The organism is Micrococcus sp. TA1, from assembly GCF_014199555.1.
In the GTDB taxonomy this organism is placed as follows: domain Bacteria; phylum Actinomycetota; class Actinomycetes; order Actinomycetales; family Micrococcaceae; genus Citricoccus.
On record NZ_JACHNW010000001.1, the window covers coordinates 1,188,947 to 1,211,137 of the forward strand.

Genomic DNA, 22,191 nt, shown 5'->3' on the forward strand with positions numbered 1-22,191 from the left:
GAGTTATTTTGACGGGCGCACTCACTCAGGGCTGAGTTATTTGGTAATGTGGATCACCATAAGGGGTGGTGCCGGAGTTTTCCAAGTGCGCCACATCACGAGGAGGTTGTCCGGCGATGAGTCTCCGCCATGCACTGCTGGCCCTGCTGTCCGCGGGCCCGTTGACCGGCTATGACGCCAGCCGTCAGTTCGGCTCCTCGGTGGGTCACGTGTGGCACGCCCTGGATTCGCAGATCTACCCGGAGCTGCGCAAGATGCAGGCCGAGGGGTTGCTGACCGCACGCCAGGTCCCGTGGGGGACCAAGGGGGCCACGAAGACGGAGTACTCCGTGTCCCCGGAGGGTTACGAGGCACTGAGGGCCTGGCAGCGGGAACCGCTGGCCTACGTTCCGGTCCGCAACCCGGCTCGACTCAAGGCCGCCTACTTCGAGTGGGCGGACCCGGGGGACGCCCGGCGGCAGCTGGAGTCCCACATCGCCCACTTCGAGCACCAACGGGATCTGGCCCAGCAGGTGATCGATGAGATCCGCAGTGAGAGCCAGCCCACCCTCCAGCGCCGGCTGTCCACCACGGCTCCGCAGCAGCGGGAGCGCATCATGCGGTTCAAGGAGTTCGCGCACGGGGGGACGGTGGACCAGGCCGAACAGGAGATCGCCTGGGCCCGCCGCGGACTGGCGCTGCTGAACGAGCTCGGCGACCTCGGATGAGGGTCGGGCGGCACCGCGGACCAGGTCCTCCACCACGGCCCGCGGCCGTTGCCCACGGTGCCCCGCAGCGGGAGAATTGCCGTGCGGAGGGCCCGAACACCAGGACACAGCCATGAACGCCAACACAGCCTTCGACCTGGCCGGTTTCACCCGGGCCACGGAGGAACGCAACGCCGAGACCCTGCTGGGGTCCTATGCCGACGACGCCGAGGTGACCATCGTCGACCGGAACCATCCACCGAGGTCGCCACAGGTCCTCACGGGGAAGGACCAGATCCGTCCCTGGCTGGAGGACACCTACTCCCGGGACATGACCCATCGGGTGGTCGACCCGGTGGTCGGCGAGGACCGGGTCGCCCTGACGACCCTGTGCCGCTACCCGGACGGGACCACCGTGTGGTGCGCCTGCACGGCGGACATCGCGGCGGGACTGATCACCCGGCAGAACGTGGTGCAGGTCTGGGACGAGTGATCGTGGACGGGCCATGTCCCATCCACGCTCACGACCCCGGGAGCCCACCCCGGGACCACGAGGCCGCCAGACGCCTACACGTGCAGGCGCTTGGCGAGCTCGTGGCGCACCTCCGCGCCCCGGGCCACCTGCACCACCACCAGGGCGCAGATGCTGAGCGCCCCGCAGACCACCGAGGGCACCGGGTTGGTCACCCAGCCGAGGCCCAGGAACACCAGGGGGGCCAGGCCCAGCAGGACCGTCAGCCCGCTGTAGAGGATGTGCTCGCCCACCTCGGTCCGCATGACCCGCACCGTGATCAGCACGGCGATGATGGCCGACGCGCACAGGGCCGGCACCGCGTAGGCCAGGGACCAGCCGTTCCACCCGCTGAGGTAGTCCCAGTACCCGCAGACCAGGCCGATCAGGACCACGAGGTACACGGTGCCCTTGGCGACGTTGCGCCGCTTGCGCACGGCCATCAGCACCACCAGCCACATGGCGGTCAGGCCCAGCCAGACGGACCGCACGAGCCCGATGTCCGCGGCCGCCCCGAACAGCAGCTGGGCCAGGAAGGACGCCAGGATCACGGCCACGGAGGTGAGGAACAGGGCCTTCCACACCCGGCGGCGGGAGAAGTTCAGGGGCACCGCCGGCAGCGGGCTCGGCGCCGCCTCGCCGGCCACCGGAGCCGCACACAGCGGACACCGCGTCCAGTGGCCCTCCACGTCCACGGCACACTGCGCGCAGCGCCTCACGGTTCCCCCTCCGCGAGCTCGTCCTCGGTCACCCGGGCCGCGGCGACCGTCACGTCGACCCCGCGCGCGGTCAGCATGCGGGCGAAGTCCCTGACGTGCGCGGTCTCCGTGAACGGCGAGGTGAAGGTGATCGTGAGCAGGCCGGCGTGGGAGATCGCGCAGAACTGCGGGCGGACCGCGGTGACGTGGAACAGGATGCGCCCCACGTGGGAGGCTGCCGGCTCCGGCAGGCTCACGCGGCCCAGGTTCGAGACCGCGACGCTCAGTCCCCGGTTGGTGCCCCCGTTGACCAGCTTCAGGATCAGGTCCTTCAGGGGGCGCGGGAGGATTCTCAGCACGGGCGTCCGCTCGAAGCGGATGAACCGTCGCAGCTTCCTCTCCAGGGCCTCGGGGGAGGCCTTGGGCCGGAACTGGCCGTCGAGCTGCCGGCTGACGGAGCCGACGTCGTCCGGGCCCTCGCCGTAGGTGTGGTCCACCCGGACGGTCGCGAAGAAGTTCCGCGCCGAGGTCGAGGGGAAGAACTGCCGCAGGTTCACCGGCACCGACGCCGCCAGGGTCCGGGCCGCACCCAGCCCACCGGAGGAGCGGCGCAGGGACTCGAAGAACACGGCGATCAGGTACATCGTGAGCGAGACCCCCTCGGCGCGGGCCAGTGCCAGCACCCCCTGGGCGGGCATCGTGAGCTCGACGGCACGGGTGCGGTTGTCCGGGGTGCGGGTACCCGCGGCCCGGTAGACCTTCGTCCGGGGCCTGCTGTGCCGCGCGCCGGTTCCCCGCAGCGCCGCGCCCGACGACGGGGTGCCGGCGGCCGCTGTCAGGGTGGCCGGAGCGGCCTCGCGGCGGAATGCGGACCCGGTGGCCGTCGATCCCTGCCGACGGCGCCGCAGGAAGTAGTGCCGGAAGCTGTCGCCGCTCAGGGCGTGCGTCGGCGCCGACGCGTCGCCACCGGGCGGGACGACCGGGGCGACCGGGTCAGCGAGGCCGGGGCCGGTCCCGGAGCCGAGGGGTTCGCGAGCGCCTGCGGCCGGGCGCACCGGATCCGGATAGCGCAGGCGGTGGTAGGCGGTCAGCAGGTCGGTCAGGAACCAGAGCGCCCCGGTGCCGTCGGACAGGGCGTGGAAGACCTCGAGGATGATCCGGCGGCGATGGTGCACCACGCGGAACAGCAGGTTCCGCCGGTCCGACTGGTAGAGCGGGGCGCAGGTGTACTGGTCCTCCGCGGTGACGACGGGACGCAGGTCGCTGTCCTGGAGGTAGTACCAGAACACGCCGCGGCGCAGCACCGCATGGTAGAGCGGGTAGCGGTCGAACGTGGTGTCCAGGGCCGCCTGCAACAGGTGCGGGTCCACGTCGTGGTCCGTCTCGGCGCTCAGGCGGAACACCTTGGGATCGGCGTCGGTCCGGGCGGCGAGGAAGATGTTGGAGGCGTTGTCCAGTCGCACCCAGGTCCGGCGGGTCACGAGGGCTCCCGCGGGCGCTGGCGTCCGCCATCGGCCGGCTCGTCCTCGAGGAACGCGTCGATTACCTCGTAGGCCTCTCGCAGGTACCGGGAGAACCGCGGCAGGACGATGAACCCGTGCAGCGCCCCGTCCACCCGGTGGACGCGCACCGCATTCCCGGCCTCCTCGAGCGCATGGCCGTAGGCCTCGCCCTCGTCGCACAGCAGGTCCCGTTCGGCCGTGATCACTAGCGTCCTGGGTTGTCCGGACAGGTCGGTCGCCATCAGCGGGGCGACCCGCGGGTCGCGACGTTGTCCCGGATCGGGGACGTAGAGCTCGAAGTAGTCCTCGACCTCGGTGTTGGTGAGCCGGTAACCCTCCCCGTGGTGGTGCACCGAGGCGAACGGCGAGGTCTGGGGATCGTGGTCCCAGTGGGTCACCGGGTAGAGGAGGATCTGGCGGTCCGCGCCCCGCTGACCACGCTCCTTCAGCAGCAGGGAGACGGCTGCCACCAGGTTGCCCCCGGCCGAGTCACCCACCAGGACGATCTTGCCGGCATTCTCGATGCCCGCCCTGTGCGGGTCCCGCAGCAGGGCGTTGGCCACGCGGTAGCAGTCCTCCAGCCCCGCCGGGAAGGGGTGCTCCGGTGCCAGCCTGTAGTCCACGGAGGCCACCACGCACCCGGTGAGATCGGCCATCGTGGTGCAGGCCGAGGTGTAGCTGACGATGTCACCGGTGACCCAGCCACCGCCGTGGAAGAAGAGCAGGACGTCGTCGCGCCGCCGTTCCCTGGGCTGGAAGATCCGGACCGGGATCGGCGCGCCGCCGTCGGTGAACGACTCCTGCCGGTACGGGGTCCGGTGCCGTGGGGCCGTCAGCGTCGCGAGGCGGCGCTGGACGCGTCGGACCTTCCCGTAGTCCTCACGCATGTTGAGCCGCGGTGCTGCGAACAGGCCCAGCACTGCGCGGGAGAGTCGGTTCACGGACGGGCGGAGTGGTCGGGGGCAGAGGGTTCCATGTACCCAGCGTAGAGGCCCACCTCGGGGTGGCAGGCGGCACCGCGCCCGCCCTCGGGTCGGCGCCCGATCGACACCCACCCGGGGCATCGTGCCCGCTGCGGGTGTGGAGGGCAATGTTTGTAACAGAAAACTGTTGACTAGGTCACACATCTGAAATACGGTTCTGCCGGTACTGATATATCAGTCCCCTCGACGAAAGGCCCGGTCCTCCCATGACCGCACCACCCGCCTCAAGCACCCATCTGGCCAGCGTGGAGAGGACCAGCGCGCTGCGGGTCATCACCTACGCCGGGGCGATCATCGCCTTCCTCATCGGTTCGGGCTTCGCCACCGGCCAGGAGATCCTGCAGTACTTCACGTCCTACGGGTACTGGGGCATCTTCGGCACGGGGTTGCTCGTCCTGGTGCTGATCACCTACGTGTGCGTCGAGTTCTTCGTGGTCGGCCAGGCGAGGGCGTTCGACCGGCCCTCACGGATCTTCCACTACTACTGCGGGCGCTACCTGGGCACCTTCTTCGACTACTTCTCCATCCTGTTCGTGTTCCTGTCCTTCACCGTGATGGTCGCCGGTGCCGGCGCGGTGTTCGAGGAGCACTACGGGATGTCCAAGTTCGTCGGGGGGATCGGCCTGGCCGCAGCCGTGGGCATCACGGTCTGGTTCGGACTGAAGAGCCTGGTGGACGTCATCGGCAAGGTCGGGCCGTTGATCGTGGTGATCGCCGTCGCCCTCGGCATCCTCGGCGTCCTCCGCAACCCGGAGGGGATCGTCAGCGGAGCGGCCATCCTCCCGGAACTGGACCTGACCCAGGCCTCCACCAACTGGTTCATGGCCGGTCTGTCCTACGTGGGCTTCTGCATGCTGTGGCTCGCGGCCTTCCTGACCGCGCTGGGCAAGACCGCCCGCACCCGGCGGGAGGCCGCCAGCGGGGGAGTCCTCGGCGGCGTGGTCTTCTCCGTGGCCTGCATCGTCGTCGGCCTCGGCCTGCTGGCGAACATCGAGATGGTCGCCGGCACCCAGATCCCGATGCTCGTCCTGGCCTCCGACGCCGCCCCCTGGCTGGCCGCGGGCTTCGCCGTGATCATCCTGGCCGGCATCTACACCACGGCGGTGCCCCTGCTGTGGACGGTCTCCTCCCGGTTCTTCACGGACAAGACCCGCCCCTACAAGTTCCTCACCCTCGGCCTGGCCGCCCTCGGCACGATCATCGGCCTGATCCTGCCGTTCGACCAGATGGTCAACATCGTCTACGTGATCAACGGCTACGTGGGCATCCTGCTGTTGGTGCTCATGATCGTCAGGACGCTGACGCGGACGGTCCGGCGCCAGGCCCCCTAGCCCGTGGGGTCCTGACCGGCCACTCCGTGACTCCCGGCCCGGCCGGGGATACAGTGGACCAGGAGTCCCGATGGCTGAGAACGGCACCACCCTGCTGACGGCGGCCCGGGCGTCATTCGCCCGCGGTGAGTGGGACAGCGCCCACCGCGACTTCGCCCGGGCCCGTTCGCTGGGGGAGCTGCCCACGGAGGACCTGGACCGGTACAGCAGCACGTTGTGGTGGGTCGGGGAGGTCAGGGAGTCGGTCTCCCTCTCCGAGGAGGTCTACCACCGCTACGAGGACGACGGCGCCCCCCTCGCGGCCGCCATGAAGGCGCTGAACCTGGGACTGCTGTGGTTCATCCGCGGCGACCTCGTGATCTCCTCCGGCTGGGCCAGCCGCGCCCGGCGCCTCCTCCAGGACCTCCCGGACTGCGTGGAGCACGGGTACCTGCTGTACCTGGACGCGTCCGTGGACCTGGACTACGGGGACCTGCGGCCCACCCGGGAGACAGCGGCCAGGCTGGACGACCTGGGCCGGCGGTTGCGGGCTCCGCAACTGACCTCGTTCAGCCTGGTCCTGTCCGGCCTGGCCGACATCCGCGACGGTGCGACCGCCCGGGGCTTCGCGCAACTGGACGAGGCCATGCTGCCGGTGCTGGCGGGGCAGCTGCCGCCGGAGTGGGCCGGGGACATCTACTGCACGGTGATCCACGCCTGCCACGCCCTGGCCGACCTGCCGCGCATGCGCGCCTGGACCCAGGCCACCGAACAGTGGTGCCACCAGTTCCGGGGCGAGGTCGTCTACTCCGGCATCTGCCGCATCCACCGGCTCCAGCTGCAGTGCGTCGAGGGCCACTGGGACCAGGCGGAGGAGGCCATCGAACGCAGCGGCACCGAACTCATCGGCCGCAACAACTGGGTCGCCGCGGAGGCCTTCTACCAGCTCGGCGAGATCCGCCGGCTCCGCGGTGACACTGCCGCCGCGCGGGCGGCCTACGACCAGTCCCGGCGCCTCGGCACCGATCCTCAACCGGGGGAGGCACTGCTCCTGCACGCCGAGGGCAGGTCCGAGGACGCCTGGGCCGCGCTGTGCGCGGCACTGGCCGGACGGGACCGGCTGGCCGGGGCAGGGCTGCTGGGCGCCGGCGTGGAGGTGGCCCTGTCCCTGGGACGGGTGCAGGAGGCCGAGCACCTGTGCTCGGAACTGGAGTCCACGGCCACGGACTTCGGCACCCCCGGGTTCCGGGCCTGGGCGGCCCACGCGCGGGCGCTGGTGCTGGTGACGGGTCAACGGTATGCCGAGGCCCTGCCCGTGGTGCGCCGGGCGGCCGCCGAATACCGTGCCCTGGGGGCCCGGCACGAGACCGCCCGTATGCACGAGCTCCTGGCCCGGGCCCACCGCGGGCTCGGCGCGAGCGGGGCGGCGGCCGCCGACCTGGCCCAGGCGCTGGCCCTCTACAGCGGCCTCGGCGCGCGTCCGGACGTCCGGAGGCTGGGGGGTGGTCAGCTGCCCGGCGGGCTCACCGGGCGCGAGGCCGACGTCCTGGCGCTCGTGGCAGACGGAGCCAGCAACCGCGCGGTAGCCGAGGCCCTGTTCATCAGCCAGAAGACGGTCGGCCGGCACCTGGCCAACATCTTCACCAAGATCGGGGTGGGCTCCCGCACCGCGGCCGCCGCGTGGGCGCACGAACACGGGCTGCATCGAATGCCCCATGCCGGCGGCGGGACCATGGGTACTCCGCCCGATGTCACGACGGGGCGCCGCTCCTAGCGTTGACGGTGCCAGGGAACACTGGCACCACCCACGAAGGAGAGACCAGTGACCACGCAACTCTCGTCCCACCAGACCGACGCCGGGACCGCGTCAGCACCCCCGGTGCCGGAGGCCGACCCCGCCGCCGTGGCCGCCTTCGCGGAACGCTGCGTCGGCTTCATGAACCAGGGGGCCATCGCCCTGCTCATCAGCGTCGGGCACCAGGCCGGGCTCTTCGAGCTGATGGTGCGCCACCCGGGATCCACCAGCCAGCAGCTGGCGGACACGGGACACCTCGACGAACGCTACGTCCGGGAATGGCTGGCGGGCATGGTGACGGCCGGCATCGTCCGCTACCACCCGGACACCCGCACCCACGTGCTGCCACCGGAGCACGCCGCCGTCCTCACCGAGTCCGCCGGCCCGGACAACATGGCCCATCTCATGCAGTACATCGGGGTGATGGGACGGGTGGAGCAGCCGATCGTGGAGCGGTTCCACCACGGTGGCGGGCTGTCCTATGCGGACTACCCGGACTTCCACCGCATCATGGCCCAGGAGAGCGCCGCGGTGAACGACGCCTCCCTCATCGACGGGATCCTGCCACTCGTCGAGGGCCTGCCGGAGCGACTGGAGGCCGGGATCGACGTGGCCGACATCGGATGCGGTTCCGGCCACGCCATCAACCTCATGGCGGCCGCCTATCCGGGCAGCCGGTTCACCGGATACGACTTCTCCGCGGACGCCATCGCCACGGCCCGCCGGGAGGCGGCCGAGTGGGGCCTGGACAATGCCCGGTTCGAGGTCCTCGACGTCGCCGCGCTGGACGTGGCGGAGGGATTCGACGCCATCACGGCCTTCGACGCGATCCACGACCAGGCCCATCCCGCCCGGGTGCTGGGCAACATCCACCGGGCCCTCCGGCCGGGTGGCGTGTTCCTGATGGTGGACATCAGGGCCGAGAGCCAGGTGGAGGACAACCTCAGCCTGCCCTGGGCCAGCTACCTCTACGCGATCTCGATGTTCCACTGCATGAGCGTCTCCCTCGGCCTCGGTGGTGACGGGCTGGGCACGGTGTGGGGCCGGCAGGTGGCGGAGCGGATGGTGTCCGAGGCGGGCTTCACCACCGTCGAGGCCAAGGACATCGCGACCGACCCGTTCAACACCTACTACGTCGCGTCGAAGGACTGAGCACGCCGACCCCCAGGGGGCCGGGCCGGCTGGGCCCGGCCCCCGATGACGCGTCAGGACTGCCCGGGCCACCGGGCTCCGGAGTATCCCGGGCCCTCCTGCGGCCGGTGAGTCCTTGAGTGCCCGGACCGGTGATCCGAGCATGGAGGGACGGCCGGCACACGCCCGTCGCCGGCGAACGGAGGAGCCTGTCATGTCACGGTGCTGCGCGAGGTCCTCCGATGGCTGAGACCGTCCTGCGGATGCGGGAGGACGCCCCGAGCATCGAGTCACGGCGTGCGCGCGGTGAACGTGCCCGGCGGGCCGTTCCGCACGAGGCGCACGCCGAGCTGCCCGTCCGGCCGGCCGGCGTCGACCCCGTGGCGCTGCTGGAACGGCAGGCTGCCGGTGACATTCCCGGGCTGGTGCCCGTGCGCTACGGGCGGATGCTGGTCTCGCCGTTCACCTTCTACCGCGGCGCCGCCGTGATCATGAGCGATGACCTGGGGTCCGTGCCGAACACCGGGCTGCACGCCCAGCTGTGCGGGGACGCGCACGTGGGCAACTTCGGGCTGTTCGCCTCGTTCGAGCGGCGGCTGGTCTTCGACGTCAACGACTTCGACGAGACCTACCCCGGGCCCTTCGAGTGGGACCTCAAGCGCCTGGCCGCCAGCATCGAGGCCGCGGGCCGGGACAACGGCTTCGACCCCTCGGTGTGCCGACGCGCGGTGGCGGCGATGTCCAAGTCCTACCGCAAGGCCATGCGCGGCTTCACCGGTATGGGGGAGATCGACCTCTGGTACGCGCGACTGGACGTGGTCGCCTCCCTGGACGAGTTGCGCCGCGTCCTGGACGAGGCCGCCATGCGGCGCGTGGACCGGGCTGTGTGCAAGTCCCTGTCCCGGGACCGGTGGCAGGCCGCCCGGAAGACCACCGAGGTGGTGGACGGCCACCTGCGGTTCCGTCTCGATCCCCCGCTGCTCGTGCCCCTCGACCAGGTGTACCCCGGAGGGGACGCCGCCCTGCGCCGCGCCACGCTGCTGGAGATGATGGCGGACTACGCCCAGACCCTCGGGCCCGCCGTGCGCCTCATGCTCCGGCAGTACACGCTCACCGACGTCGCCCGGAAGGTGGTGGGCGTCGGCAGCGTGGGCAGGCGGGCCTGGGTGTACCTCCTGGAGGGGGCCGGCGGGATGGACCCCCTGGTCCTGCAGTCCAAGGAGGCCCGGGCATCTGTGCTGGAGCACGGCCTGGCGCTCGCCGCCGACCGGGGGGTCACGGTCGGAGCCGCGGACGAGGCCGGCATCGACATGGTGCCCGGCCACGCCTCCCAGGGGCAGCGGGTCGTGACCGGCCAGCGCATCATGCAGGCCACCGGCGACCTGCTGCTCGGCTGGAAACGGGCCCGGGTGAACGACACCGTGCGCGACTACTACGTCCGCCAGCTGCGGGACTGGAAGGGCCAGTTCGAGATCGAGGATTTCGCCCCCGACAGCCTGGAGGTCTACGGCCGGTACTGTGCCTGGATCCTGGCCCGATCCCACGCCCGGTCCGGGGACCGGTTCGCGATCGACGCCTACCTGCGCAAGGGCCGGGGCTTCGACGAGGCGCTCGCCGACTTCGCCGCCCGGTATGCCGACCGCAACGAGCAGGACCATGCCGCCCTGGAGCAGGCCGCACGCGGGGGACGGGTCGCGATCGCCCGCGACGTGTAGGGCCGGACGGGCCCTCGGCGGGGGGCGAGCGGCCGGCGGCGGTGCGGCCGGGGACGGGGGAGTGAGGAGGACACCTCCGCCCCGGCCGGCCCGTGGCGCCCGGCAGTACGGTGGGTACGGACCAGACGGGCCAGAGCGCCCTCCGACGATCAGGAGCAGAGGCATCACACGCCATGAAGGCCGCATTCATGTACGGCGCGGGAGACGTCCGCGTCGAGACCGTTGACGACCCCACCCTCCGGGAACCGACCGACGCGATCATCCGGACCGTGCGCTCCTGCGTGTGCGGTTCGGACCTGCACCCCTTCCGCACCATGCCCGCGGCGCAGACCGGGAGCCCGATGGGCCACGAGGCCATCGGCATCGTGGAGGAGACCGGCGCGGAGGTCACCACCCTCACGCCCGGTGACCTGGTGATCTCCTCCTTCACCTACCAGGACAACACCTGCGTGCACTGCCGCGAGGGCTTCCACGTCTCCTGCCTGCACGGCGGCTTCTTCGGCGGCCAGGGTATCGGGCTGCAGGCCGAGTACGTGCGGGTCCCGCAGGCCGACGGGACCCTGGTGGTGGTGCCCGGCGTCGACGAGACCGGCAACGGCTCCGAGGACCTGCTCGCGAGCCTGCTGAGCCTCTCCGACGTGTACCTCACCGGATACCACGCCGCCCACATGGGGCGGGTCGGCCGCGGCACGACCGTCACCGTCGTCGGGGACGGCGCCGTCGGGCTCTCCGCGGTCCTGGCCTCCCGGCAACTCGGCGCCGAGCGGATCATCCTGATGGGCCGTCACGCCGCGCGGACCGACCTGGGGCGGGAGTTCGGCGCGACCGACGTCGTCAGCGAACGCGGACCGGAGGGCATCGACCGGGTCCGGGACCTGACGTCCGGGGAGGGCACCCACGTGGTGATCGAGGCCGTGGGGCACCTGCCGGCGCACGAACAGGCCGTGGGCGCGGTCCGCCCGGGCGGGACCATCTCGCGCGTGGGCGTGCCGCAATTCGCGGAGGCACCCCTGGGCGGGCGGTTGTTCCGGAACAGCATCACGGTCACCGGTGGGACGGCGCCGGTGCGGGCCTACATCGAGCGGGCACTGCCCGGGGTGCTCTCGGGAGAGATCACCCCGGGCAGGGTCTTCGACCGCTCCCTGCCCCTGGACCAGACCCCCGAGGCCTACGCGGCCATGGACGCCCGCGAGGCACTCAAGGTGATGCTGGTGCCGTGATCACGCCTCGCCCGGCGTCAGCTGGCGAGTGCCAGGGTCCTCACGTGGGCGACGTGCTCCTCCACGGCAGAGCGCAGGATCGCCAGGCCGCGCTCGAGGACCTCGTCGTCCGTGGTCAGGGGCGCCATGACCTTGATGACCTCGTCGTGCGGACCGGCGGCCTCGATCAGCAGGCCGTTCTGCACGCAGGTGCGCCGAATGGTCGCCGAGGTCTGCTCGTCGAGGACGTCCAGGCCCTGCATCATCCCCCGTCCCTTGACCCGGGACCCGGGGATCAGCTTCGAGAGGTCCAGCAGGCACTCGCGGACCCTGGCCGAACGGCGGCTGACGGTCTCGGCGAAGTCGGCCGTGGTCCAGAACTTCCGCAACGCCACCTCTGCGGTGACGAAGGCGTGCGCATTGCCCCGGAACGTGCCGTTGTGCTCCCCGGGCAGCCACTCGTCCAGCTTCGGACGGATCAGCAGGATGGACATCGGCAGCCCGAACCCGGACAGTGACTTGGACAGGACGACCATGTCCGGGTCCACGCCCATCTCCTCGAAGCTGAAGAACGTCCCGGTGCGTCCGCAGCCGGCCTGGATGTCGTCGATGATCAGCTTGGCGCCGTATTCGGCGGCCAGGGAGGCGATGCGCCGGAGCCATTCCGGGGAGGCCTGGTTGAGCCCGCCCTCGCCCTGGACGACCTCGAGGAGGATGGCCGCCGGGGCGTCGACCCCGCTGGAGGGATCGGCCAGCATCTTCGCCAGCGTCTCGCTGGTGTCCACCCCGTCACCGTTGTAGCCGTCGTACGGCATGCGGGTGACCCCGTGCAGCCCCAGCCCGGACATACGGTGATGCTGATTGCCGGTCGCCGCGAGGGCCCCGGCGCTGCCGCCGTGGATCGCGTTGGTGAAGGCGATGACGTTGCTGCGGCCGGTCACCTTGCGGGCCAGCTTCAGCGCGGCCTCGACGGCGTTGGTGCCGGTGGGGCCGGTGAACATCACCCGGTAGTCCATGCCCCGCGGAGCGAGGATGACCTCCTGCAACGTGGTCAGGAAGCGGGCCTTGGCCTCGGTGTGCAGGTCCAGGCCGTGGGTGATGCCGTCCCCGGCGATGTATTCCATCAGGGCGGCCTTCATGTCCGGGTCATTGTGCCCGTAGTTCAGGGAACCGGCCCCGGCGAGGAAGTCGATGTACTCGTTGCCCTCACCGTCGTACAGGAGGCTGCCCACGGCCGTGCTCAGCACGTGGGGGAATGACCGGCAGTAGCTCCGGACCTGGGACTCTCGTTCGGTGAAGACGTCGTGGTGATCGGACACTGCACTTTCCTTCCAGCTGGGATGGCCGTGACGGGGATGGGGTCACCGGCCCGGGCAGACCTCGCGGTCATAACCACCGTACGAACGGGCGCCGCCCCGGACATGGGTGGAAGCCACTTGTCCCGTACCTACGTGCCCAGACCGCACGGGACGCGGGCCCTGAGGGCGGTGGGCCACCGCTGGTGCACGCCGGCGCGTCGCACCGTCGAGGGTGAGCACGTGGGTCATCAGTGGAGTCCGGGTATCGAGCGGGTGGACCACGCGTATGGCGGTGGGGAATCGAGTATGCGTCACGGATCTGCGCCGTGCGCTGCGTCCATACCGTGGGAGGCGATGCCGCGACCGCCCTGTGGTCGCGGGCACCGTCTCTCAGACCCCCTATGCGCAGAATCATGAGGCTTTCGATGGCTCCGGAAGAAATATCCGAATCCAGCGTGGACACCCCCGGCATGCTGACCGAGGTCCGCGCGACCGACGCGGCTCCGGCCGAGTCGTTCCTGTTGCTCCAGTCCCCGCACGACCAGGAGGTCCGGTGGCGTCCGGGGGAGCGGATGGAGACACTGTTCGAGGAACAGTGCGACGCCCTGGCCCGCGAGGGACGGGCAGGCCAGCTGGCCGTGGACACCGGCAACAGGACGCTGACCTACGCGCAGCTGGACGCCATGGCGAACCAGCTGGCCCGGTTCCTGCTGGCCGACGGTGCGAAGGCCGGTGACAGGATCGCGCTGCTCTTCGACCAGGGCATCTGGTCCTACGCCGCGATGCTGGCGGTGCTGAAGATCCGGGCCGCGTACGTGCCCCTCGACGCCGGCTTCCCCGCCGACCGCATCGGTTACATCATGGAGGACTCCGGGTGCAGCAGGGTCCTGACCCTGAACCACCTGGTCAACGTGCTGCCGGAGACCAGCGTGATCGCCCTGGCACTGGACACCGAGGTGCCGCTGATCAAGCAGCTGCCCTCCTCCCGGCTCGGCGAGGACGAGAAGCCCGAGCCGGTCGAGGACCTGGCCTACATCATCTACACCTCGGGCTCGACCGGGCGCCCCAAGGGCGTGGCCATCGAACACCCCAGCATCTGCAACTTCCTCCGTGTCGCCGCGGAGGTCTACGGGTACCGGAGCGATGACCGTGTCTACCAGGGCCTGACCATCGCCTTCGACTTCTCCGTCGAGGAGATGTGGGTGCCGTGGATGGTCGGCGCCACGCTCGTGCCCAAGCCCAGCTCGGCGAGCATGCTCGGCGCGGACCTCGAGGAGTACCTGCTCGAGAACCGCATCACGGCGATGTGCTGCGTGCCCACGCTGCTGGCGACCATCGAGGGGGAGCTGCCGGACCTCCGGTTCCTGCTGGTCTCCGGTGAGGCCTGCCCCCGCGACCTGGCCGAGCGCTGGCACCTGCCCGGCCGGCGGTTCCTCAACGTCTACGGCCCCACCGAGGCGACCGTGACCGCGACCATGGAGGTCCTCGAACCCGGGAAGCCGATCACCCTCGGCCAGCCCCTGCCGACCTACACGACCATGATCCTGGACCCGGACGAGCCACGGGCCCTGGCCCCCGGTGAGATGGGCGAACTCGGCATCGCCGGCATCGGGGTCGCCGCCGGGTACCTGAACAACCCGGAGAAGACCAGCCAGGTCTTCATCGACGACTTCCTGGACATCCCGAACAACCCCTCCGGGCGCATCTACCGCAGCGGGGACCTGTGCCGTGTCAACGAGTTCGGGGAGATCGAGTACTTCGGCCGCATCGACACCCAGGTGAAGATCCGCGGCTACCGGATCGAGCTGTCCGAGATCGAATCCGTCCTCCTGCAGGTGCCCGGGATCGCCCAGGCCGTGGTCGACACCCACGAGCCGGCTCCGGGAATGGTCGAGCTGGCCGCGTTCTACACGCTGCGCAGCGACGTCTCCTCCCTCGATCCCCACCTGATCCAGGACGAGCTCCGCGACCGGTTGCCGGGGTACATGGTCCCGGCCTACTACGAGCAGCTCGAGACCATGCCGATGCTCCCCAGCGACAAGGCCGACCGCAAGAGCCTGCCCACGCCGAAGAACCGGCTGGGCGTCGCGACCGACGTCGAATACGTGGCGCCTGCCAATGGTACCGAGGAGGCACTGGCCGAACAGCTCGGGTCGGTGCTGGGCCTGGAGCTCGTCTCCGTCGAGGCGCACGTCTTCGAGGAGCTGGGCGCCAACTCCCTGACGATCGCCCAGTTCTCCGCCGCGCTGCGCCGGGAGACCGAACTGCCGCCCCTCGGTGTGCAGGACATCTACCAGCACCCCACCATCCGGCAGCTCGCGGCAGCGCTGGCGACCGGCACGAGCGCGGTGGAGTGGGCGGAACCGTACGACGCGCCCGCGGCCCGGCGGGCCACCACCTTCGACTTCGTGCTCTGCGGCGTCCTGCAGGCCGTGGTCTCCCTGGCCTACTCCGGTGCCCTCATGTTCGTCCTGGTGGCCGGCTACGAGTGGGTGATCGAGGGCAACGGGATCCTCGAGCTCTGGCTCCGCTCGGTGGGTTTCACCGTGGGCTTCTTCCTCCTGGTCTGCCTCGCGCCGATCGCGCTCAAGTGGATGGTGATCGGCCGGTGGAAGGAACAGCACATCCGGATCTGGAGCCTGGCGTATCTCAGGTTCTGGTTCGTCAAGGCGCTCGTGCAGATGAATCCGATGGCAGTGTTCGTCGGGACCCCGGTCCTCCCGTTCTACCTGCGCCTGATGGGTGCGAAGATCGGCTCCAACGTCACGATCATGAGCTGGAGCCTGCCCGTGTGCACCGACCTGCTGACCATCGGTGACAACACGGTGATCCACAAGGAGTCCCACTACCTCGGATACCGCGCCCACCAGGGATGGATCCAGACCGGCCGGGTTACGCTGGGCGAGAACGTCCACGTCAGCGAGAAGACGGTCCTGGACATCCACACCACGATGGAGGACGGGGCCCAGCTGGGCCACGCGTCCTCCCTGCAGCGCCTGCAGACCGTCCCCGCGGGTGAGAGCTGGTACGGGTCCCCTGCGATCCCGGCCGACGTGAGGTTCCAGCGGGTCGGGCCGATGCCCACCAGCAAGCGGCGGCGGTTCGTCTACGGCCTGTCCACCCTGATCACCAACGCGGCGGTGTTCAGCCCGCTGCCCCTGCTGCTCATCGCGCTGCTCCTGCCGCCCTACCTGGACACCGGACACCTGAACCTGGCGAACCCGGGGTTCTACCTCGACCTGGTCCTGGTCTCCGTCATCGTGGTCATCGGCGGACTGCTCCTGGCCCTGCTCGTGGCCACCACGATTCCCCGGCTCCTGTACCTGCTCATCACGCCGGGGAAGGCCTACCCGCTCTACGGCCTGCACTATGCGGCCCACCGGGCCATCTTCTTCCTGACCGACGTCTTCCCGCTGATGCACATCACCGCGGACAGCTCCCTGGTGGTGCACTACCTCCGCCTGCTGGGCTACAAGCAGCCGAACCTGCAGCAGACCGGATCGAACTTCGGCCCGGAGGCGACCCACGAGAACCCCTACCTGACCATCGTGGGATCCGGGACGATGGTCTCCGACGGCCTGTCGGTGATGAACGCGGAGTACTCCGGGACGTCCTTCCGGGTCATGCCGGTGACGATCGGCGCCAAGAACTTCTTCGGCAACGACGTCCCGTTCCCGGCCGCCGCCCGCACCGGCGACAACGTCCTCTTCGGCAGCAAGACCCACGTGCCCACCCACGGCGAGGTCCGCGAGGACGTCGGACTGCTGGGCTCGCCCCCGTTCGAGATCCCCCGCACGGTCGACTGGGGTGACGACGCCCTCCGGATCGACACACCGGAGGGGATCCAGCGCGGGCTGCGCGCCAAGAACCGCCACAACGCGGCCTCGATCACGCTGTACCTGCTCAGCCGCTGCGTCCTGGCCTACGTCGGGCTGCTGGCCGCCGTGGTCGTCGTGGCCTTCTACCCGGCGATCACCGGGCTGGGGCTCCTGGTCGGCATCGTCGGTTTCTACGCCTTCTTCGCCATCTTCGTCATCCTGTGCGAGCGCGCCACCTACGGCTTCCGGAGGATGGTCCCCACGAAGAGCTCGATCTACGACGTGCCCTTCTGGCGGCACGAGCGGTTCTGGAGGTTCATCACCTATCCCCTGCCGGCGTTTAACGGGACCCCCTTCAAGCCCTTCTTCTGGCGCCTGCTGGGCGTCCGGATGGGCAAGCGGGTCTTCGACGACGGCTGCGTCATCCCGGAGAAGACCCTGGTGACCATCGGCGACGACGTGACCCTCAACGCGCACAGCATCGTGCAGTGCCACTCGATGGAGGACGGCCTGTTCAAGCTGGACGCGATCGAGATCGGGGACAACGCGACCGTCGGCGTGTACGTCTACGTGCACTACGACGTCGTGATGGGCGAGGGCTCGGTCGTGGAACCGGACTCCTTCCTGATGAAGGGCGCCAGGGTACCGGCAGGCGCCCGGTTCGGTGGCAACCCCGCACAGGAGATCGAGACCGCACCCGCAGTCCCCGCCGTAGACGGGCACCGTGTTCCGTGACCGGGGCCGGAGTCCGGTCCACGGGCGGCCCGGCAGGAGGCGGACGAGGAACATCGCGCTCCTCGCGATCGGCGCGGTGGCGCTGGTGGTCGCCGTCGTCCTCGCCGGGCAGTGGGCGGGTGATCCCCGGAAGGGGGCGCCCGTGAGCCGCGTCCACGGACACCTGCAGGAATTCCAGGCCATGGCCGACGAGCACGGGGACCGTGCGGCGGGCACCCCGGGGTACGAGGCGGCCGCCCAGTACGTCGAGCGACAGCTGGAGAGCGCTGGTCTCGACAGCACCCGCCAGTACTTCACCGTCGACGACGACGGTGAGGAGTTCGAGACCTTCAACATCATCGCCGAGACGGAACAGGGCAGTGACGAGGAGGTCATCATGCTGGGTGCGCACCTCGACGGGGTTCCCGGCGGCCCCGGGATCAACGACAACGCCTCGGGCGCGGCGGCGCTGCTGGAGGCCGCCACGGTCCTGGGCGCGCAGGACACCGTGACCAACAGGATCCGCTTCGCGTGGTGGGGCGCGGAGGAGTTCCGGCGCCCCCACGGTTCCCGCCACTACGTGCGCGACCTCGAGGAGGAGGACGAGCTCGAGAGTGTCCTGGCCTACGTGAACGTCGACATGGTGGCCTCGACCAACCCGGTCATCGGGGTCTACGACGCGCAGGCGGCCGACGCATCCATGGACATCCCCGAGGGCTCGGTGAAGATCATGAGGTTCTTCGCGGACTACTTCGATGCCCGGGACCAGCCCTGGGTGGCCACGGACTGGGACATGGCTTCCGACCAGAGGCCCTTCGTCCGGGCGGACGTGCCGACGGGCGGACTGTTCACCGGCAGCGGCGAGCGGAAGTCCCGGAGGGAGGCGGACGTCTTCGGGGGAACGGCCAAGGCACCCCGTGACCCGAACTACCACACCCCCCAGGACGACCTCGACAACGTCGACCTGGAGACGCTGGACATCATGACCGGTGCCATCACGCACGCCGCGACCACCTGGGCCCGGGACAGCAGTTCGCTGGAATGACCTCCGGGCAGGGCCCAGCGCAACCCACCGACCTCCAGGACGACTAGGACGACAAGGACATCATGAAACTGAGCTGGCTTCTGGGATCACGTCCCGCCCCCCTGCAGGGCTTCACCCCCGCGGTGTCGCGCGACGGCGTGCCCGCCGCCTACGAGCACCTGCGGCAGCTCCAGGCCCTGGCCGACCGGCACGGCGATCGGGCCGCGGGTACCTCGGGCTACGAGGCGGCGGCCCGGTACGTTGAACGGCAACTGGCGGACGCGGGCTATCGCAGCACTCGCCAGTACTTCTCCTTCCGGGAGGACGGCCGGGAGATCGGTACCTTCAACATCCTCGCCGAGACCGTGTCCGGCCGGGACGACCACGTGGTCATGCTCGGGGCCCATCTCGACGGCGTGCCGGGCACCGCGGCGATCAACGACAATGGCTCGGGAGTGGCGGCCGTGCTGGAGGCCGCGAAGGCCATCAGCCGGCTGGACCGGATCGACCACAAGGTCCGCTTCGCCTGGTGGGGGGCCGAGGAGTTCGACAAGTCCTACGGGTCACGGCACTACGTCAAGGACCTGGCCAAGAACGATCCCGCCAGGCTCAGGAACATCGCCTCCTACCTGAACGTGGACATGATCGCCTCACCGAACCCCATCATCGCGGTCTACGACGCGCGGGACACCGACCACGACCTCAAGATCCCGGCGGGCTCGACGCGGCTCATGGACCTCCTCACCGGGTACTTCGACTCCCTCCACCAGGCCTGGACGACCACGGACTGGGACTACGACTCCGACCAGGTGGCCTTCGCGAAGAAGGGCGTCGCGGTCGGCGGACTGTACTCGGGGGACGATGAGAAGAAGAGCAGGAAGGAGGCGCTCCTGTTCGGCGGACAGGCGAAGGAGAAGTGCGATCCCCACTACCACAAGCCCGGTGACGACCTCCGCAACGTCAACCTGGACGCCCTGGCCCTCATGACCGATGCCCTCGTGCACGCGGCCGTCCGCCTCGCCGGCGTACCGGCCTCCGTGACGAGGCCGTGAGGATCCCGCCACCCTCTCAGCACCGGCACGGCTCCTCCAGCGCGCAGGTCGTCGTCTGGCGGCCGTTCCCATCCACCCGCCCACAGGGGACGATGGGACCATGCCGCACCTGGACCCGGGACTGCTGGAGCTGCGGATCCACGGAATCCGGAACACACCGTCCCACCTCATGCTCCGGGCCATCCCGGCCAACGTCGAGCGCACCCGCGGTGACCAGCTGGCCGGGTTCTCCATCGACCGCGCCTCCGAGTCCGGTCACCGCGTGGAGGCCTACTCCTGGGGACGGCTGGCCCGGTTCACCGGGTTCCCGGCCCTCGGGCGGCTGGGGGACAGCCTGGTGCGCGCCGTCTGGTTCACCCTGGCTCCGTTCGGACTGGCCAACACCGCCTACTGGTCCCGGCACCAGTTCGGCAGGGGCCCGACGTCGGCCCCCACCGGCACCAGCCCGCCCGTCACGGCAGGGTGCCCGCTGCCCGAGGTCATCGGCGAGGGGCGACTGGCCGGCACCGTTCGGCTGCTCGGCCTGGCCCTGACCCTGCTCTTCGTCAGTACCGCGGCCACCGTCGCCCTGGACATGGCGGCCGGCGGGCGGGGCGGGTTCATCCGCGACGCCCTGGCGGGCTGGCCCTCCGGTACCCGGACGGCCGTGCTGACGACCCTTCCCGTGCTGGCACTGGGCGTCGTCGCGCTGATGTCCACCCTGGCGCGCACCCGGTACCTGCCCGGGCCGCCGGGCGTCGCACCGGTGGCGCCGCCGCACTCGGTGATGGCAGCGGCGCCGGACGACCCTGAACACATCGACGGCCTCGAGCCCACCGACGAGATCCCCGGTGACCGGAACGCCCCCAGCCACGTCCTGGCCCGCAGCGGCCTGTGGCGGGTCGGGTCGGGCATGCGGTTCCTGGGCCTGCTGCACATCGCGGGCGCGCTCGCCTGGACCGGATCGATCGCGGCACTGGCCAGGGTCGACGCGATGGTGGCCGGTGCCCGGTGGCCCGGCGCCCCGGCGGACCCCGGTGCGATGGTCCCCGGCCCGATGGAGGTGGCCTGGATCGTGCTGCTGGCCGGGGGACTGGCGGTGACCGCCGTCGTCGGGGTCCGCATCCTGAACTCCCAGGCCCACGATCCGCGCACCCGCACCCCGCCCGGCCACCGGTTCCTGCTCGTCGCCGGGGCCCTGGTGCTGACGGCGGCGATCGTGTGCTCGGTGGCGGACGTCCGTCCGTCCGGTCGTCCCGCACCGGGGGGCCTGGCCGCCGACGCCCCCGCGATGGCCGGTGACCGTGGTGGGGGGCTGGCCACCGTGCTGGTGACCCTGTGCCTGGCCGTCCTGCTGGTGGTCCTTCTGGTGCGGTCGCGCCGGGGCGTGGCCGAACAGGACCACGACGCCGTCGCCTGGGGCGGCCACGGCCCGTTCGTGTTCTCGTCCCTGGCCGTCGGCTTCGCCGTGCTGCTGTCCTTCTCCACGGTCATCCTGGCGGCCTGGACGCTCGGCAGCCACGAGCCGCCGGTGGTCCACCTGCTGTTCGCCTCGGGGTTCACCGCGCTCACGGGAGCCGCCCTGGCGGGACTTGCCGTGCAACTGCTCCTGTCCTGGCGGGCGGGGGAGAAGGGTGCGATCGACGAGCTGACGAAGGTCCGAGACCGCCTGATCGCCGATGCCGGCCCCTGGGCGGACGCCCCGGTCATCGGCACCGCGACGCGGGCCGTGTTCGTGTCGCGGCGGGTCGCCTCGCTGTTGCGCCGCGCGGAGGTGGCCACCGCCTGGCTGGCCGCCGCGGTCCTGGTGGGCCTGGCGGTCTCCGTGGTGCTGAACGCGGCGTGGCTCGTCGGCTGGCCCGGACTGGACGGGTGGTGGCCCCTGGTCCGGGCGACGGGCACGGTCGGACTGTGGATCGGCGTGGTGCTGGTGGCCGCCATCGCGATCCTGTCCGGCCGGGGCCAGAGCCGGCCGGCCGGACTGCTGTGGGACCTCATGTGCTTCCTGCCCACCCAGGCCCATCCCTTCGGACCGCCGTGCTACTCCGAGCGCGTGGTGCCGGAGGTCACCGACCGGATCGAGGAGTGGCTCGAGGAACCGGCCGACGGGGTACGGCGCGTGATCCTCTCCGCCCACTCGATGGGTGGGGTCCTGGCCGTCTGCGTGCTGTTCCACCTGTCCGCCCGCGGCATGACGGAGGAGCGGCTGCAGCGCATCGGGCTGCTGAGCTACGGTTCGCAGTTGCGCCGGTACTTCGCCCGCTTCTTCCCCCAGGTGCTGGGTGCGCAGGTGCTCTCGATCGTTCCCGCCCCGCCGCCCTGGGCCGACGGCCGCGACCCCTGGCCACCCGAGCTGGCCGAGGAGGTCGACCAGGAGCGGGCCACGCAGTGGCTGCCGGGTGCGGCAGCGTCCCTGCGGGCACCGGGGTCGCTGTGGGGGATCGTGCAGGACCGGTGGACCAACCTGCACCGGCCCAATGACCCCCTGGGCTTCACCGTGCGCTACGGTTCCTCCGGATCCGCGGACGGCATGGACGTGCAGGCGGAGGAGTTCGTCCGCGGCGCCTACCAGTTCACGGTGGCCACCCATCAGGGATACCTGGAGTCCGTGGTCTACGCGCACGCGCTGGAGGACCTGGTCACTCGTCTCGGCCGGGACAGTCCTGGACCCGCGACCGAACCGTGATGGGACGTTACCAGCACGTGACATGGGCGGACCTGGCCGAAAGTGCCGGTTCGGAGCCAGAAGTCTGGACGATGGTCTACTGGTCGACCG

15 protein-coding genes are annotated in these 22,191 nt (G+C 70.5%); 11 read left to right on the plus strand and 4 right to left on the minus strand.

Features of this window, described 5'->3' with window-relative positions; all coding sequences use genetic code 11:
- Positions 1 to 116 precede the first annotated feature (116 nt).
- Both GGQ69_RS05175 and GGQ69_RS05180 read left to right on the plus strand, forming a co-directional pair.
- Complete coding sequence (locus tag GGQ69_RS05175; RefSeq protein ID WP_183525480.1) at positions 117 to 707, plus strand: PadR family transcriptional regulator; 591 nt, start codon at positions 117 to 119, stop codon at positions 705 to 707.
- A 112-nt stretch (positions 708 to 819) separates the two neighbouring features.
- Positions 820 to 1,179, plus strand: coding sequence for a nuclear transport factor 2 family protein (locus GGQ69_RS05180; protein ID WP_183525483.1), 360 nt, complete (start codon positions 820 to 822; stop codon positions 1,177 to 1,179).
- Positions 1,180 to 1,253: 74 nt separating this feature from the next.
- Here GGQ69_RS05180 and GGQ69_RS05185 read toward each other — a convergent pair whose 3' ends face one another.
- Genes GGQ69_RS05185 through GGQ69_RS05195 form a run of 3 tightly spaced genes read right to left on the minus strand, consistent with a single transcriptional unit; the run spans position 1,254 to position 4,338 of the window.
- Positions 1,254 to 1,916 (minus strand): DUF6320 domain-containing protein, encoded by a 663-nt coding sequence (locus tag GGQ69_RS05185; protein WP_183525486.1) that lies wholly within the window; start codon positions 1,914 to 1,916, stop codon positions 1,254 to 1,256.
- Positions 1,913 to 3,376 carry an alcohol acetyltransferase gene (locus tag GGQ69_RS05190; RefSeq protein WP_183525489.1) on the minus strand — a complete coding sequence of 488 codons (1,464 nt, stop codon included), beginning with the start codon at positions 3,374 to 3,376 and terminating at the stop codon, positions 1,913 to 1,915. The genes GGQ69_RS05185 and GGQ69_RS05190 overlap by 4 nt, the downstream gene beginning before the upstream one ends.
- Complete coding sequence (locus GGQ69_RS05195) at positions 3,373 to 4,338, minus strand: alpha/beta hydrolase (protein ID WP_298043587.1); 966 nt, start codon at positions 4,336 to 4,338, stop codon at positions 3,373 to 3,375. The genes GGQ69_RS05190 and GGQ69_RS05195 overlap by 4 nt, the downstream gene beginning before the upstream one ends.
- Before the next feature lie 248 nt (positions 4,339 to 4,586).
- On the opposite strand from GGQ69_RS05195, the gene GGQ69_RS05200 reads away from it, so the two are divergent.
- From GGQ69_RS05200 to GGQ69_RS05220, 5 genes are all read left to right on the plus strand, one after another.
- The gene (locus GGQ69_RS05200; RefSeq protein WP_183525492.1) at positions 4,587 to 5,711 is read left to right on the plus strand and encodes a hypothetical protein; all 1,125 of its coding nucleotides are present in this window, start codon (positions 4,587 to 4,589) and stop codon (positions 5,709 to 5,711) included.
- A gap of 70 nt (positions 5,712 to 5,781) precedes the next feature.
- Positions 5,782 to 7,464: a helix-turn-helix transcriptional regulator gene (locus GGQ69_RS05205; RefSeq protein WP_183525495.1), complete on the plus strand. Its 1,683-nt coding sequence runs from the start codon at positions 5,782 to 5,784 to the stop codon at positions 7,462 to 7,464.
- 48 nt (positions 7,465 to 7,512) lie between these two features.
- Positions 7,513 to 8,637 carry a class I SAM-dependent methyltransferase gene (locus tag GGQ69_RS16820; protein WP_298043591.1) on the plus strand — a complete coding sequence of 375 codons (1,125 nt, stop codon included), beginning with the start codon at positions 7,513 to 7,515 and terminating at the stop codon, positions 8,635 to 8,637.
- Between the two features lie 221 nt (positions 8,638 to 8,858).
- Positions 8,859 to 10,331 carry a DUF2252 domain-containing protein gene (locus GGQ69_RS05215; RefSeq protein WP_255459423.1) on the plus strand — a complete coding sequence of 491 codons (1,473 nt, stop codon included), beginning with the start codon at positions 8,859 to 8,861 and terminating at the stop codon, positions 10,329 to 10,331.
- Positions 10,332 to 10,504: 173 nt separating this feature from the next.
- Complete coding sequence (locus GGQ69_RS05220) at positions 10,505 to 11,551, plus strand: alcohol dehydrogenase catalytic domain-containing protein (RefSeq protein WP_221243350.1); 1,047 nt, start codon at positions 10,505 to 10,507, stop codon at positions 11,549 to 11,551.
- A gap of 17 nt (positions 11,552 to 11,568) precedes the next feature.
- Here GGQ69_RS05220 and ectB read toward each other — a convergent pair whose 3' ends face one another.
- The gene (gene ectB / locus GGQ69_RS05225; RefSeq protein WP_183525498.1) at positions 11,569 to 12,849 is read right to left on the minus strand and encodes a diaminobutyrate--2-oxoglutarate transaminase; all 1,281 of its coding nucleotides are present in this window, start codon (positions 12,847 to 12,849) and stop codon (positions 11,569 to 11,571) included.
- 434 nt (positions 12,850 to 13,283) lie between these two features.
- Between ectB and GGQ69_RS05230 the strand changes: the two genes are divergently transcribed.
- The 4 genes from GGQ69_RS05230 to GGQ69_RS05245 all read left to right on the plus strand — a co-directional run bounded on the left by GGQ69_RS05230 (position 13,284) and on the right by GGQ69_RS05245 (position 22,101).
- Complete coding sequence (locus GGQ69_RS05230) at positions 13,284 to 17,381, plus strand: Pls/PosA family non-ribosomal peptide synthetase (protein ID WP_370577109.1); 4,098 nt, start codon at positions 13,284 to 13,286, stop codon at positions 17,379 to 17,381.
- 142 nt (positions 17,382 to 17,523) lie between these two features.
- Positions 17,524 to 18,405, plus strand: coding sequence for a M20/M25/M40 family metallo-hydrolase (locus tag GGQ69_RS05235; RefSeq protein ID WP_370577110.1), 882 nt, complete (start codon positions 17,524 to 17,526; stop codon positions 18,403 to 18,405).
- A gap of 62 nt (positions 18,406 to 18,467) precedes the next feature.
- Positions 18,468 to 19,436, plus strand: coding sequence for a M28 family peptidase (locus GGQ69_RS05240; RefSeq protein ID WP_183525501.1), 969 nt, complete (start codon positions 18,468 to 18,470; stop codon positions 19,434 to 19,436).
- A 100-nt stretch (positions 19,437 to 19,536) separates the two neighbouring features.
- Complete coding sequence (locus tag GGQ69_RS05245; protein WP_183525504.1) at positions 19,537 to 22,101, plus strand: hypothetical protein; 2,565 nt, start codon at positions 19,537 to 19,539, stop codon at positions 22,099 to 22,101.
- Positions 22,102 to 22,191 lie beyond the last annotated feature (90 nt).